The sequence below is a fragment of the Klebsiella sp. KP20-425-1 genome, assembly GCF_025813515.1.
Classification (GTDB): domain Bacteria; phylum Pseudomonadota; class Gammaproteobacteria; order Enterobacterales; family Enterobacteriaceae; genus Klebsiella; species Klebsiella pneumoniae.
This window is the reverse complement of record NZ_CP109614.1, coordinates 4,864,226-4,878,542: the sequence shown is the minus strand read 5'-3', so window position 1 is coordinate 4,878,542 and position 14,317 is coordinate 4,864,226. Positions and strand designations below refer to the sequence as shown.

At 55.1% G+C, this 14,317-nt stretch carries 9 protein-coding genes; 4 read left to right on the top strand and 5 right to left on the bottom strand.

Translation table 11 applies throughout. From position 1 onward, the window contains the following. Window positions 1-3: 3 nt before the first annotated feature. A complete protein-coding gene (locus OHJ17_RS23800) occupies window positions 4-360 on the top strand; it encodes an MmcQ/YjbR family DNA-binding protein (RefSeq protein ID WP_002884953.1) in 357 nt (118 codons plus the stop codon). On the opposite strand, the gene uvrA is transcribed toward OHJ17_RS23800, so the two are convergent. Next, complete coding sequence (gene uvrA, locus OHJ17_RS23795; RefSeq protein ID WP_004146620.1) at window positions 361-3,186, bottom strand: excinuclease ABC subunit UvrA; 2,826 nt, start codon at window positions 3,184-3,186, stop codon at window positions 361-363. A 251-nt stretch (window positions 3,187-3,437) separates the two neighbouring features. Here uvrA and ssb1 point away from each other — a divergent pair, with 251 nt between their 5' ends. Next, on the top strand, window positions 3,438-3,962 hold the full coding sequence (ssb1, locus tag OHJ17_RS23790) for a single-stranded DNA-binding protein SSB1 (RefSeq protein ID WP_004151744.1): 525 nt from the start codon (window positions 3,438-3,440) through the stop codon (window positions 3,960-3,962). Window positions 3,963-4,086: 124 nt separating this feature from the next. Here ssb1 and OHJ17_RS23785 read toward each other — a convergent pair whose 3' ends face one another. Then, the gene (locus OHJ17_RS23785; RefSeq protein ID WP_032433760.1) at window positions 4,087-5,667 is read right to left on the bottom strand and encodes an MltF family protein; all 1,581 of its coding nucleotides are present in this window, start codon (window positions 5,665-5,667) and stop codon (window positions 4,087-4,089) included. A gap of 587 nt (window positions 5,668-6,254) precedes the next feature. Here OHJ17_RS23785 and OHJ17_RS23780 point away from each other — a divergent pair. After that, on the top strand, window positions 6,255-8,513 hold the full coding sequence (locus OHJ17_RS23780) for a TonB-dependent siderophore receptor (RefSeq protein ID WP_004177845.1): 2,259 nt from the start codon (window positions 6,255-6,257) through the stop codon (window positions 8,511-8,513). 263 nt (window positions 8,514-8,776) lie between these two features. On the opposite strand, the gene OHJ17_RS23775 is transcribed toward OHJ17_RS23780, so the two are convergent. The 3 genes from OHJ17_RS23775 to OHJ17_RS23765 form a co-directional block, all read right to left on the bottom strand. Further along, a complete protein-coding gene (locus OHJ17_RS23775; RefSeq protein WP_032433761.1) occupies window positions 8,777-9,145 on the bottom strand; it encodes a helix-turn-helix transcriptional regulator in 369 nt (122 codons plus the stop codon). Window positions 9,146-9,178: 33 nt separating this feature from the next. After that, a complete protein-coding gene (locus tag OHJ17_RS23770; RefSeq protein WP_032433762.1) occupies window positions 9,179-10,939 on the bottom strand; it encodes a tannase/feruloyl esterase family alpha/beta hydrolase in 1,761 nt (586 codons plus the stop codon). A 373-nt stretch (window positions 10,940-11,312) separates the two neighbouring features. After that, window positions 11,313-11,543, bottom strand: a complete 231-nt coding sequence (locus OHJ17_RS23765) for a potassium:proton antiporter (RefSeq protein ID WP_032417717.1) — start codon at window positions 11,541-11,543, stop codon at window positions 11,313-11,315. A 21-nt stretch (window positions 11,544-11,564) separates the two neighbouring features. Between OHJ17_RS23765 and bamA the strand changes: the two genes are divergently transcribed. Continuing rightward, on the top strand, window positions 11,565-13,988 hold the full coding sequence (gene bamA / locus OHJ17_RS23760; protein ID WP_032433763.1) for an outer membrane protein assembly factor BamA: 2,424 nt from the start codon (window positions 11,565-11,567) through the stop codon (window positions 13,986-13,988). The last annotated feature ends 329 nt before the right edge of the window (window positions 13,989-14,317 follow it).

Genomic DNA, 14,317 nt, shown 5'->3' with positions numbered 1-14,317 from the left:
AAGATGACAATTTCGGAGTTATTACAGTACTGCATGGCGAAACCGGGAGCAGAGCAGAGCGTCCACAGCGACTGGAAAGCCACGCAGATTAAGGTCTCAGACGTGCTGTTTGCCATGGTGAAGGAGGTTGAGGACCAGCGGCCGGCGGTCGCGCTGAAGGCGAGTCCGGAGCTGGCTGAGCTGCTGCGTCAGCAGCATCGCGATGTCCGGCCCAGCCAGCATCTCAATAAAGCGCACTGGAGCACCGTCTATCTGGATGGCTCGCTGCCGGATTCGCAAATCTACTATCTGGTCGATGCGTCTTATCAGCAGGCGGTGAAAATGCTGCCGGAGCCGGTCCGGCAGCAGCTTACCCGCTAATTATTTCAGCATGGGCTTGAGGAAGCGCGCGGTGTGCGAGGCTTCGCACTCGGCGACGGTTTCCGGCGTACCGGAGACCAGGATTTCGCCGCCGCCGCTGCCGCCTTCCGGGCCGAGATCGACAATCCAGTCGGCAGTTTTAATCACATCGAGGTTGTGCTCAATCACCACGATGGTATTGCCCTGATCGCGCAGCTGGTGCAGCACTTCCAGCAACTGCTGGATATCGGCGAAGTGCAGACCGGTGGTCGGCTCATCGAGGATATACAGCGTCTGGCCGGTACCGCGCTTGGACAGCTCGCGCGCCAGCTTCACGCGCTGCGCCTCGCCGCCGGACAGGGTCGTCGCCGACTGGCCAAGGCGGATATAGGTCAGGCCGACGTCCATCAGGGTTTGCAGCTTACGCGCCAGCGCCGGTACGGCATCAAAGAATTCACGCGCCTCTTCAATGGTCATATCCAGCACTTCGTGGATGGTCTTACCCTTGTACTTAATCTCCAGCGTTTCGCGGTTATAGCGTTTGCCTTTGCACTGGTCGCACGGCACGTAGATATCCGGCAGGAAGTGCATTTCGACCTTGATCACTCCATCGCCCTGGCAGGCTTCGCAGCGCCCACCGCGAACGTTAAAGCTAAAGCGCCCCGGCGTATAGCCGCGTGAGCGAGACTCCGGTACGCCGGCGAACAGCTCGCGCACCGGGGTAAACACCCCGGTATAGGTTGCCGGGTTGGAGCGCGGCGTCCGGCCGATCGGGCTCTGGTCGATATCGATCACTTTATCGAAATGTTCCAGCCCCTGGATATCGCGATACGGCGCTGGTTCGGCGATGGTCGCGCCGTTGAGCTGGCGCTGGGCAATCGGGAACAGGGTATCGTTGATCAGCGTGGATTTACCCGAGCCGGAGACGCCGGTGATGCAGGTAAACAGGCCCACTGGCAGGGTGAGCGTTACATCCTTCAGGTTGTTGCCGCGCGCGCCGGTCAGCTTGAGGACTTTCTCCGGGTTGGCGGGCACGCGCTGCTTCGGCACTTCAATTTTGCGTTTACCGCTCATGAACTGCCCGGTCAGGGATTCCGGGACCGCCATAATGGCCTCCAACGGCCCTTCCGCTACTACCTGGCCGCCGTGAACGCCAGCGCCGGGACCGATATCGATCACATGGTCGGCGGCGCGAATGGCGTCTTCGTCGTGCTCAACGACGATCACCGTGTTGCCTAAATTACGCAGGTGGATCAGGGTGCCGAGCAGGCGTTCGTTATCGCGCTGGTGCAGGCCGATAGAGGGTTCATCCAGCACGTACATCACGCCAACCAGCCCGGCGCCAATCTGGCTTGCCAGACGGATACGCTGGGCTTCGCCGCCGGAGAGCGTTTCCGCCGAGCGGGAGAGCGTCAGGTAGTTGAGGCCGACGTTGACGAGGAATTTCAGACGATCGCCAATCTCTTTCAGCACTTTTTCGGCGATTTTCGCCCGCTGTCCGGAGAGCTTCAGATTGTTGAAGAAATCCATCGCATGGCCGATGCTCATATCGGAAATGGTCGGCAGCGGGGTGTTTTCCACAAACACGTGGCGCGCCTCGCGACGCAGACGCGTGCCGTCGCAGCTGGCGCACGGACGGTTGCTGATGAACTTCGCCAGCTCTTCGCGCACCGCGCTGGATTCCGTCTCTTTGTAACGGCGCTCCATGTTATGCAGCACGCCTTCGAACGGATGGCGGCGCACCGAGGTATCCCCGCGGTCATTCATGTATTTGAATTCAATACTTTCTTTACCTGAACCGTACAGCACCACTTTCTGCACGTTGGCGCTGAGGGTGCCCCATGGCGCTTCGACGTCGAATTTATAGTGCTCCGCCAGCGACTTCAGCATCTGGAAGTAGTAGAAGTTACGCCGATCCCAGCCGCGGATGGCGCCGCCCGCCAGCGACAGCTCGGGATTTTGCACCACGCGATCGGGATCGAAATATTGCTGCACGCCGAGGCCGTCGCAGGTCGGGCAGGCGCCCGCCGGGTTGTTAAAGGAGAACAGACGCGGCTCCAGCTCGCGCATGCTGTAGCCGCAGATCGGGCAGGCGAAGTTGGCGGAAAACAGCAGTTCTTCCGCTTTCTCATCATCCATATTAGCCACAATGGCGGTCCCGCCGGAGAGCTCCAGCGCGGTTTCAAACGACTCGGCCAGGCGCTGCGCCAGATCGTCGCGCACCTTGAAGCGGTCGATGACTACCTCAATGGTGTGCTTCTTCTGCAGCTCCAGCTTCGGCGGATCCGACAGATCGCAGACCTCGCCGTCGATCCGCGCGCGGATGTAGCCCTGACTGGCGAGGTTTTCCAGGGTTTTAGTGTGCTCGCCTTTGCGCTCTTTAATAATGGGCGCCAGCAGCATCAGGCGCAGGCCTTCCGGCTGGGCGAGGACATTATCGACCATCTGACTGACGGTTTGCGCCGCCAGCGGCACGTCGTGATCCGGACAGCGCGGTTCGCCGACGCGGGCGTACAGCAGACGCAGATAGTCGTGAATTTCGGTAATAGTACCCACCGTCGAGCGGGGGTTGTGAGAGGTTGATTTCTGTTCGATGGAAATCGCCGGCGACAGCCCTTCGATATGGTCGACGTCCGGCTTCTCCATCAGCGACAGGAACTGTCGCGCATAGGCGGAGAGCGATTCGACGTAGCGACGCTGGCCTTCGGCATACAGGGTGTCGAAAGCGAGTGAAGATTTGCCAGACCCGGAAAGCCCGGTGACGACAATGAGTTTGTCGCGCGGGATAACGAGGTTGATGTTTTTGAGATTATGGGTGCGGGCGCCCCGAACTTCGATCTTATCCATTCACCTTTCCCGGTAGGTAGATACACGGATTGCCTGGTTTGCTTGAAGGACAAACGGCAGAAACGGCTAATTATGACACAATTTAACCTGAATGAATATACAGTATCGGAATGCAAATTCGGGTCGAGTGTGCAACAATGCCGTAGCCGGGTACTATCTCTGGAATCAGCCTCGCAGCTATTAAAATGCTACGTGGAAATGGTACACTCGCGCGTTTACACTATTAAGAAACGTATTCAGGAGACACGAACATGGCCAGCAGAGGCGTAAACAAGGTGATTCTCGTCGGTAATCTGGGGCAGGACCCGGAAGTACGCTACATGCCAAGTGGCGGCGCTGTCGCCAACTTCACGCTGGCAACTTCCGAATCCTGGCGTGACAAGCAGACCGGCGAAATGAAAGAGCAGACCGAGTGGCACCGCGTTGTGCTGTTCGGCAAACTGGCGGAAGTCGCTGGTGAGTATCTGCGTAAAGGCTCTCAGGTGTACATTGAAGGCCAGCTGCGTACCCGCAAGTGGACCGATCAATCCGGTCAGGACAAATACACCACCGAAGTGGTGGTGAACGTGGGCGGCACCATGCAGATGCTGGGCGGCCGTCAGGGCGGCGGCGCACCGGCAGGCGGCGGCCAGCAGCAGGGCGGTTGGGGTCAGCCGCAGCAGCCGCAGGGCGGCAACCAGTTCAGCGGCGGCGCGCAGTCCCGTCCGCAGCAGCAGGCCCCGGCAGCGCCTTCCAACGAACCGCCGATGGACTTCGACGACGACATCCCGTTCTAAGGCTTGCCTTAGGCGCACTGTCTGCGCAGTCGAAAACAGAAAGCCCCGGTTTCGCCGGGGCTTTTTCTTTGTTATTCCTGCTCCGTCATTTCAGGATGAGATTTGACCCGCGGTGACGGGCGATTCAGATGACGGGCACCTGAGCGGTGGCGGCTGTCGCCACGCTGGGCTGCGGTTTGGCTGGCTGCGCCACCGGCTCCTGCCGCGGTACGGCCGTCGCTTTCTGTTTGCGGGCCATTTCATCGACGATCAGCCGATAGGCGATGTAATACTTATAGATATTGCTGACGTAGGTTACCGTCTCGGCGCCAATTTTTTCTGCCGCCATATTTTCGACGTTACCGAACCAGACGTTCGGGTCAAATCCTCGCTGTTTAGTCATGGTGCGCAGGCGGGCGATACGCGCCGGACCCGCGTTATAGGAGGCAAAGGTAAACAGCGCTTTATCGAGCCGGGTCATGGGCTCATCGGCATAGTACCGATCCATCATCCAGCGCATGTATTTCACGCCGGCATGGATATTGGGATCCAGCTGTTTAATATCGCCCACCTTCAGCTCTTTTCCAGTGCTGGGCATCACCTGCATAACGCCGATGGCGCCGACGTGGCTCCGTACCGACTGATTCAGCCGCGACTCCTGGTATCCCTGGGCCGCCATCAGCAGCCAGTCGACGTCATAACGATCGCCGTACTTGCGGAAGACATCTACCATCGCGAGGAATTTGCGTCGTTCCTTACTCGCCGCGGCATTTTTGACATATTTAGCATTTTTCAGGTAACGCAGCAGGAGAGTATTGCCCAGCGTGGTGCCCTGACGATTCTTTTTGACGAAGTTGTTCAGTACCGCCAGCAGCTGCGGGCTGTCTTTGCGTACCGCCCAGGCAATGTCGCCGCCCTCGCGCAGCACCACATTGTCATGGACCTGAATTTTTGGAAACACCTGTTTCCAGAACAACGCTTTATGCTGATCGACGACGATCAGCGGAATCAGCCCGGCGTTGAGCATTTCCAGCAGATCTTCATCCTCCAGCGCTTCCGGCGCCGCCTCCAGTATCACCGGTGGGCGCGACTCACCGGCAAATCGGGCGTTCAGCGCTTGCAGGCTGTCGTAATAGCTGGAGGAGCGGCGAACAAAGACGGTTTGACCAGAGAGTTGCTCCAGGCTGTCGACCTTCGGTGAAGCCGGGCCGGAGATCAGTAATTCTTTCACGTTGCTGTAGAGCGGCTGGGCGAAATCGACCTGTGCTTCCCGCGAGGGCGTGATAGTCAGATTGGCAGCCGCAATATCGCCTTTACCTTCATTAAGCGCGATAAAGAGATTGTCCCGACTGACCGGCACAAAAACGATATGCAGCTTCAGGTGGCGCTGTTTGAGCTTTTTATCCTTCGCTAGCTGTTTATTCAGCTCGTTTTCCAGCGCGATAAAAATGTCGTGCGTCGCCCCGCGCTGGGTGCCTTTATCAATAAAAAAGAAGGTCTTGCTGTAGGTGGTTAATACCCGAATGGTACGACGGTCGATCATGCCAGGCAAATCGCCTCTCCATGGCCGTAGCATATCGTCGATATGAATCGATAGCGTGTTGTCTTCGGCTGCTGCCGGCGGCGCTTTTTCCGCCTCTACTGCCGGCAGCAGAGGAGCGAATAACAGTGTCGCGAGGCAGGTGAGCCAGGCGATAAACAGACGTGATAGCGAGTAGGCGTTCATGGAGGAATACTCCGCAGGGGATGTGATTATTTTAGCAGAACGGCCGCCGTTAGCTGGGAACGACAAGGGCGTAAAAAACATAACAATGCCGACAAATAGTTTTCTCCCATTTTATCGCTTACTATTAATGTGTTTTTATCTTTAATTTAACTATGGAGATAATATGGCGAAAATGTGTGTTTTTAATGATAAATAGAAAATAATGATGATGTTTTTATTTTATTTCTCCCCATCTGTTTTGTTGTAACCTTCTGATTGTTAGTGTTTATTTTATTTTTATCCGATATTGATTATTATCATCTTGATAATGAATCTCATTTTTATTACCGTAACACGGCACATTACTCTAATGACACGCTGTCTGGATTACGCTATCAAAGAATAGCGCGCAGCGCTTTTTCTCTAATGATGAAACAGGGCACTTAATTTTATTATGCCTCACGCTGTTTTTTTATTCCCATTAATGCCGGGAAGGCGCTGACCTGCGCCAAAATCTGGCGACGCGCTGAGGCAAGTATTTTATCCCATTGTTTTTTCAATTGGGGAAGGCGTTATGCCCGACAGCAACAGAAAACAGGGCATATTCTATGAAATACACGTCTCACTTCCCGCTGGGGATCGTCATTCCTCTGCTCGCCTGTAGCGTGCCGCTGCAGGCGGCAGAGAACATGACCGAACAATCGACGCCTGACGAGAGCGCCGCCACTGCCGAAAATCACGAGGAGACGATGGTCATAACCGCCGCCAGGCAGAACCTGCAGGCGCCGGGCGTGTCGACCATCACCGCAGAAGAGATCCGCAAACATCCCCCCGCCCGCGATGTGTCGGAGTTAATTCGTACGCAGCCCGGGGTAAACCTGACCGGCAACTCTACCAGCGGGCAGCGCGGCAACAACCGGCAAATTGATATCCGTGGCATGGGGCCCGAGAATACGCTGGTGCTGGTCGATGGTAAACCGGTGACCAGCCGTAACTCGGTGCGGTATGGCTGGCGCGGCGATCGTGACTCCCGCGGCGATACCAGTTGGGTGCCAGCGGAGATGATCGATCATATCGATGTGATCCGCGGCCCGGCGGCGGCGCGCTATGGTAATGGCGCGATGGGCGGGGTCGTCAACATCGTGACCAAACCGACCACGCGAGAATGGCACGGGTCGTGGAATACCTATATGAATGCTCCGCAGCACCGTAAAGAAGGGGCGACGAAACGTACTAACTTTAGCCTCAATGGTCCGCTGTCGGACAGTGTCAGCTTCAATCTCTGGGGTAATCTGAGTAAAACCCAGGCCGATGCACAGGATATTAACGCCGGGCATGAAGCGGAACGTACCGGTTCCTACGCCGGTTCTTATCCCGCCGGACGTGAAGGGGTGGTGAACAAAGATATTCACAGTAAGCTGCGCTGGGAGTTTGCCCCGATGCAGGCCCTGGAGTTTGAGGCCGGTTACAGCCGCCAGGGTAATCTCTATGCCGGCGACACGCAAAACACCAATACCAGTACGCTGGTGAAGAGTATGTACGGGAAAGAGACCAACCGTCTCTACCGGCAAACTTACGGCGTAACATGGACCGGCGGCTGGGATAATGGCGTGACCAGCAACAGCTATGCCCAGTACGAACACACCCGTAACTCGCGAATGGATGAAGGGCTGGCGGGCGGTACGGAAGGGATCTTCTCCAGTAGCGAGTTTTCAGATATCGATCTGGCCGATGTCCTGCTACATAGTGAAGTGAATATTCCGTTTACGCTGGGGGTCGATCAGAATCTGACGCTGGGGACAGAATGGAATCAGCAGCGGATGAAAGATGGCGTATCGACAACCCAGGCGCTCTCTTATGGCACTATCGATGGCGTATCGGCTACCGGTCGTAGCCCGTACTCCAGCGCCGAGATCTTCTCGCTGTTTACCGAAGATAATATGGCGCTAACGGACAGCACCATGCTGACACCCGCTCTGCGCTTCGATCACCACAGCATCGTCGGCAATAACTGGAGCCCCTCACTGAACCTGTCTCAGGAGCTGACGGACGACTGGACGCTGAAGCTGGGCATTGCCCGCGCTTACAAGGCGCCTAACCTCTACCAGTTGAACCCGAACTATATTCTCTACAGCAACGGTCAAGGCTGTTACGCCAGTAGTTCCGCCTGCTACCTGATGGGGAATAGCGATCTGAAAGCGGAGACCAGCGTTAATAAAGAGATTGGTCTTGAGTACAAGCATGATGGCTATCAGGCGGGGATCACCTGGTTCCGTAACGACTATCACAATAAGATTGAGTCAGGGTATGCGGCGGTGGGTACCGCCAGCAACGGCACCACCAATATCTATCAGTGGGAAAACGTACCAAAGGCGTTAGTGGAAGGCCTGGAAGGAACGCTGAATCTGCCGGTGGGGGAGGCGGTTAACTGGAGCAATAACCTGACCTGGATGCTGCAGAGCAAGAATAAGACGACCGGCGACCGGCTGTCAGTGATCCCGCAGTTTACCCTGAACTCGACTTTGAGCTGGCAGGTTCGTGAAGATCTCTCCCTGCAGAGCACCTTTACCTGGTATGGTCGACAGAAACCAAAACGCTTTAATTATAAGGGCGAGGCGGTCAGCGGCAGCGAACTAAACGAAGTCAGCCCATACAGCATTGTCGGCCTCAGTGCGACCTGGGATGTGAACAAAAATCTGAGCTTCACCAGCGGGATAGATAACCTGTTTGATATCCGCCACTACCGGGCAGGGAATGCGCAAACGACCGGCAACGCGACGACGGGAGCTTATCTGTATGGCGCGGGTGCCGAGACCTATAACGAATCGGGGCGGACCTTCTTTATGAGCGTTAATACTCATTTCTGATGATCCTGATGAGGAGTAAACCGGGTGCAACGCGACCCGGTTTTTTTATTTCAGATGAGAGCGGAGGAGGCGGTTATAAATCGTGACAAAATCTTCACGCCCTCTACATTATTAGCTCAACATATCCTTTTATACTGATTTCCGTCGCGCAAGGTCGTTGATCCCGACCGGGTTCGATAATAGCATCCTGCTATTTCCCTTCTGTAATATCCCCTGTCCCCCTTCCATTCCCAACCGCAGCGATGCGGAGGAGGGGGACCTCCTTATTTTTGCCGCGTGATCTGATAGCGATACTGAGTGGGCGTGAGCGCATGATATTTTTTGAAGGTACGATTAAACGCACTGAGATCGTCATAACCGACCATCATACAAATATCGACGATTCGGTAACTAGGCGTTGTCAGTAATAAACGGCAACACAGCGACATGCGCTGCTGGCGGATATATTCCATTGGCGAACGATCAAAATAATGACGGAAGAGCCGAAACAAATGCCAGGGGGAATAACCAGAGATATCGCTCAGATCGTCGACGGTCAGTTTCTTATCCAGATTATTATCGATCCACAAGAGCAGGTCGCTTAATACCGATTGCTGGAGCGTTTTGCTACGCATAATTGCGGCCAATCCCATAACGCAGGGCTCCTCAATGAGGAGCCCTGGGGTTTATTGAACAGTGAGTGTGCCGTGGCGAACCTGATAATTTTTTTGATTATCAGGGCCAATATAGTCGCTGGCAGGTTTTGCCAGCTGCAGATGACCAAAGGCGGATGTTTGCTCTGCATGATAATTTTCGCCGTCATTCACGTCGCCGCGCCCGTTATAACGGGCAATGGCCGGGAAGGGATACACCGGACGAGTCGCGATAACCGCTGGAGCGGCGTCAGCGTAAGGCTGACTGACTTTCTGCACGCCGTGAAACTGCGTTTGCGCATCTGGTTTTTCTGTCATCGGCGGCAGGTCGGCAGCGGCTGTTGCCCGTTTGCCGGCCATGATCTCCTGCGGCGCGATGCCTTCCTCGGTCCAGCGCATCAGCGGGGTAAGGAGATCAATTTGATCGTAACCTTCGCCATTACCGCAATGGGCTACCCCAGGCAGCAGGAATAACCGCAGGAAGGTATCCGTTGCGGCATGGCCCATCTCTGCTTCTACGCCGCGATAATAGGCGATAGAAAAGGCCGGACTGACGGAGTCATCGGCCAGACCGTGCCAGAGGATAAGCTTGCCGCCGCGCTGTTGATAGGCATGAAGATTAGTATTTGCCGCGTTATAGAGCGGCGCCAGTTGGGCGACGGCGTCAAAATTCTGCTGGTTAAGCGGGAAATCCCGCATCGATTGGATCTTCTGTTTTTCTCCTGGCAGGAGCACGGATTGCAGAGCCGGTAGTACCATCATTTCCGACATTGAGTGGCCGGTCGGCGTCTCGGGCACCGGCCAGCGTAGCTCGGAACCCAGCGGCAGACCGCCCGCGACGAACTGGGCGCCGTGGCTGTCGTAAGCCCCGCGGTAGAGCTTTTTCACCACCTCGATCTCTTCCTGCGTCAGGCAGGTAGAACGATCCCAAGCATCGGCAGGACAGCGGGGGAGCCATGACTCAGAGAACTGACAGGCATACGGATTTTGCAGGATACCATCCTGCACGCCGGAAAGCGTCGGGCAGTGAGCCAGCACGGCCTGGTGAATCAGAGGAAGGCGATTTTTCAGCAGGATAGCGGTACCGTCCGGGCGCTGATTGGCGGCCACATTCCAGCCGTGGAAGAAGGAGTTCTGAAACTGGAAAAAGGCCGCTGGCGCGCCAGCGCTGATACCGTCAAAATCCTGCGGAAAGCGCTGCGCTTCCATCAATGCTTCGCGACCGCCGTCTGAGCAGCCCATAAAGTAGGCATACTTTGGCGGCTGGCGGTAAAGCGTCTGCATCACCGCTTTGGCCAGCACGGCGGTCAGGTGGTTGGCGCGCCAGGCAAAATCGATGCGCTTTTGCGGATCTTCGGCCCATGACGCATCCATCATACTGCCATGGTGCCCCATATCGGTTGCTGCCACCACAAACTCGCCGTTCATTGCCGGCAGGCAGCCGCTGGCATTCGACAGACTCAGGTTAATACTCCCGCACAGTCCGCCACAGCCGACCTGCAAAAAACGTTGACTCCAGCGTTGAGTCGGCAGGGCAATCTGCACGCCAATCTCTGGGGCGATAGTGGCGCTCACCTTGCACCAGCTTCCCTGCGCGGAGGTCTGCATTTCAGTGTGATTGATAGTGACCTTTGCGCCAACGGCCGCGCTGAAGTCGGTAGCGCTTAGCGCATCGCATGTCAGCGCGGGAAGAACGATCGGCAGACTGGCGACAGCCTGTGTGGGTGAAGCGAACGATAACCCGAAGAGGGCGCAGAGGATGATGGGCAAGATTGTCTTGAGTAAGCGTGTCATACGCAGTTCCCTGTGGCTGATGATGGGAGGCGGCAGGATGGCGAAACCTATGCCTCACCTTCCCTGGCGAGGCGCCACTGCTTGGCTATTGTAGATAACGATAGACTTTCCTTGATGCCTTGATAAGGCGACCCTACTGTATTCTGCTATTTTGAGGAAAATATGGAGATGTTTGCCAACGGCGTCTGGCGGTGAATTCGGGGTAGAATGTTGTGATATCAGTTGCATAATTTATTCAATTTCTCTTCATTAAATCTGCTGGGTTGCAGGTTATTTTTCTCCCTGTTCCTGGTGATCCCAGAGAGCATCATTCCTAACGAGATCCTTCCCCCTTTCCATTAATAAGAAAGGGGGCTTTTTATTAATAAAACGTTCAGGAAAATCTAAATATAGTACTGGTGTTGGCCATTAGAACCATGCGCTTCAGAAAAAGTTCCATCATTAAATATATTTTTAAAGATGCTTTAACATCCATTTTTTCTCCATTTTGTCGCCATAATTGCATGTAATTCTGCGCCTCGCTCAGGTTATTTTCTGTCGCATATTTTAGAGATGCATCCTGAACAAATAAGCTCAACGCCAGCAGAACACTGCTATTGCTCATTATCTCGTAGACGACACATTCATGTTAAAAAAGACTCATATCATCAGCGGACTATTGATCGCCCCTTTAACGTTATATGCCGCAACATCATATCAAGTTGATGATATCCGTTTTGAAGGGCTACAGCGCGTGACCGTCGGGGCGGCGCTATTAAGTATGCCATTGCACGCGGGAGATGCGGTGACGCCAGAAGATGTCAGCGAGGCAGTGCGCGCGCTGTATGCGAGCGGCAATTTCGAAAATGTGCAGATCCTGCGCGATGGGAAAACGCTGGTGGTGCAGGTTAAGGAACGGCCCACTATTGCCAGCGTCAGTTTTTCCGGGAATAAGGCAGTGAAGGATGATGCGCTAAAGGAAAATCTCACCGCGTCCGGTATTTCTGCAGGTAGTGCACTGGATCGAAATTCGCTTAGCGAAATAGAAAAGGGGTTGCAGGATTTCTATTACAGCGCGGGGAAATACAGTGCGCAGGTTCACGCGGTGGTGACCCCGTTACCGCGTAATCGCGTTGACTTAACGTTCGTTTTTCAGGAAGGCATCTCGGCGAAAATCGCACAAATAAACATTATCGGTAATCAGGCGTTTCGGGAAGAGACGCTCCTGGACCAGCTTCAGCTACGTGATAATGTGCCGTGGTGGAACGTGGTAGCCGATAAAAAATACCAGAAGCAGAAGCTGGAAGCCGATCTGGAAACGCTGCGCAGTTTTTATCTCGATCGCGGCTATGCGCGCTTTGCTATCGAGTCCACGCAGGTCAGTATGACGCCAGATAAAAAATCCCTGTATATCACTATCGCCCTCAATGAAGGCGAACGTTATCGGGTCGACCGAACTCAGGTGACAGGCGATCTGGCTCAGCATGGGCCGGAGATCGAGGCGCTTGCCCAGCCGCTGGCGGGGGCATGGTATAGCGGGGCGCAAGTCACCACGGTTGAAAATGAGATCAAAAAGCACTTTGGTAAGTATGGTTATGCCTGGCCGCAGGTGACGTCCACGCCGGAAATCGATGATGCGCATCACCGCGTGGTGCTGCATATTCAGGTCAACGCGGGCCGCCGCTACTCGGTACGCCAGATCCGCTTTTCCGGTAACGACACCTCCCGGGACGCGGTGCTGCGTCGTGAAATGCGCCAAATGGAAGGGGCGTGGCTCAACAACGAAAAAGTCGATCAAGGGAAGGTACGTCTTGATCGAACGGGTTTTTTTGAGAACGTTGAACAGCAGATCGTTCCGGTCAATGGAACGGCGGATCAGGTCGATGTGGTCTACAAGGTGAAGGAGCGCAACACCGGCTCATTCAATGTGGGCCTGGGATTTGGTACGGACAGCGGCGTGAGCTATCAGCTTGGCGTGACGCAGGATAACTGGCTGGGAACGGGTAATAGCGTTAGCTTCAATGGGACGCGCAACAGCTACCAGTCTTATCTTGAACTGGGGGCGACGAACCCGTGGTTTACCGTAGATGGCATCAGCCTGGGCGGAAAGATTTTTTATAACAGCTATGATGCTTCTGATGCGGATGCCGGGAGCTATAACCAGCAGAGCTATGGTTTAGGTAGTACGCTAGGGTTTCCCATTAGCGAAAATAACTCCCTGAACCTGGGACTGGATTATGTCCATAATCGCCTGACCAATATGGATCCGGAGCTGACGACCTGGCGCTACCTCAGCTCTCGGGGAATCGAGCCCAGCGTGATGACGAAAGATGGCGACAGCGGCGCAAAATATAGCGCCAACGATTATTTTGTGAGTCTTGGATGGGGCTACAACGATCTCGATCGCGGCTTCTTCCCGCGTGCGGGAAACAAGAGCAGCCTGAGCGGTAAAGTGACGCTCCCCGGTTCGGATAATAGCTACTACAAACTCTCTTTTGACACCGCCCAGTATCTGCCGCTGAGCGAGAACAAGCGCTGGGTCTGGATGGAACGCCTGCGCGCAGGCTATGCCGGCGGGTTAGACGGCAAAAGTGTGCCGTTCTACGATAACTTTTACGCTGGCGGTTCGTCGTCAGTGCGCGGATTTTCTTCTAACACCATTGGGCCTAAAGCGGCCTATTACCGCTGTAACGGTAGCGAAAGCAGCTATAGCGCCTGCCCGCTGGACGCCTCGTCTGATGCGGTCGGCGGGAATGCCATGGCGGTGCTGAACAGCGAATTTATCATTCCAACCCCCTTTGTGAATGATAAGTACGCCGATAGTCTGCGAACCTCGCTGTTTGTTGACGCGGGGACGGTCTGGAGTACATCCTGGCACAACACCGCGCAGACGCTGGCGGCAGGGATCCCTGACTACGGCGATCCGAGTCATATTCGTCTCTCCGCGGGGATTGCCGTGCAGTGGATGTCTCCCCTCGGTCCACTGGTCTTCTCCTGGGCAGAGCCGTTTAAAAAGTATGATGGCGATAAAGCCGAACAGTTTCAGTTTAATATTGGCAAAACCTGGTAGGGCTCCAACGGGGCCTGATAGACCGGCGTGGCTATATTCTGTGGACTGTCCTCCGACATAGCGATTGAGCAGAATATACTCAACCGCTATGTCGATATTATCGCTAAGGAATACGATCTGGCGGGACACCCGCGACATTTACCCGAGCGCGGTCTGAGGGCCTTGCGGACCTGGTGGCGTACGACGAGGTAACCGCGCAATAAATAGCTGCCTGCTACTATCCTCTCTTCTTGCCAAACCGCGGGTAATACTCAGTGCTGCATCATCTAATACCAATGACTGAGGCCTCATCCAGAGGGACTAAGACGTATTGTAAATTAAGTTTATAT

Excerpts from the sequence above, each read along its gene's own strand:
- OHJ17_RS23800 (WP_002884953.1), top strand. The coding sequence starts at position 4 with ATGACAATTTCGGAGTTATTACAGTACTGCATGGCGAAACCGGGAGCA.
- uvrA (WP_004146620.1), bottom strand. The coding sequence starts at position 3,186 with ATGGATAAGATCGAAGTTCGGGGCGCCCGCACCCATAATCTCAAAAAC.
- ssb1 (WP_004151744.1), top strand. The coding sequence starts at position 3,438 with ATGGCCAGCAGAGGCGTAAACAAGGTGATTCTCGTCGGTAATCTGGGG.
- OHJ17_RS23785 (WP_032433760.1), bottom strand. The coding sequence starts at position 5,667 with ATGAACGCCTACTCGCTATCACGTCTGTTTATCGCCTGGCTCACCTGC.
- OHJ17_RS23780 (WP_004177845.1), top strand. The coding sequence starts at position 6,255 with ATGAAATACACGTCTCACTTCCCGCTGGGGATCGTCATTCCTCTGCTC.
- OHJ17_RS23775 (WP_032433761.1), bottom strand. The coding sequence starts at position 9,145 with ATGGGATTGGCCGCAATTATGCGTAGCAAAACGCTCCAGCAATCGGTA.
- OHJ17_RS23770 (WP_032433762.1), bottom strand. The coding sequence starts at position 10,939 with ATGACACGCTTACTCAAGACAATCTTGCCCATCATCCTCTGCGCCCTC.
- OHJ17_RS23765 (WP_032417717.1), bottom strand. The coding sequence starts at position 11,543 with ATGAGCAATAGCAGTGTTCTGCTGGCGTTGAGCTTATTTGTTCAGGAT.
- bamA (WP_032433763.1), top strand. The coding sequence starts at position 11,565 with ATGTTAAAAAAGACTCATATCATCAGCGGACTATTGATCGCCCCTTTA.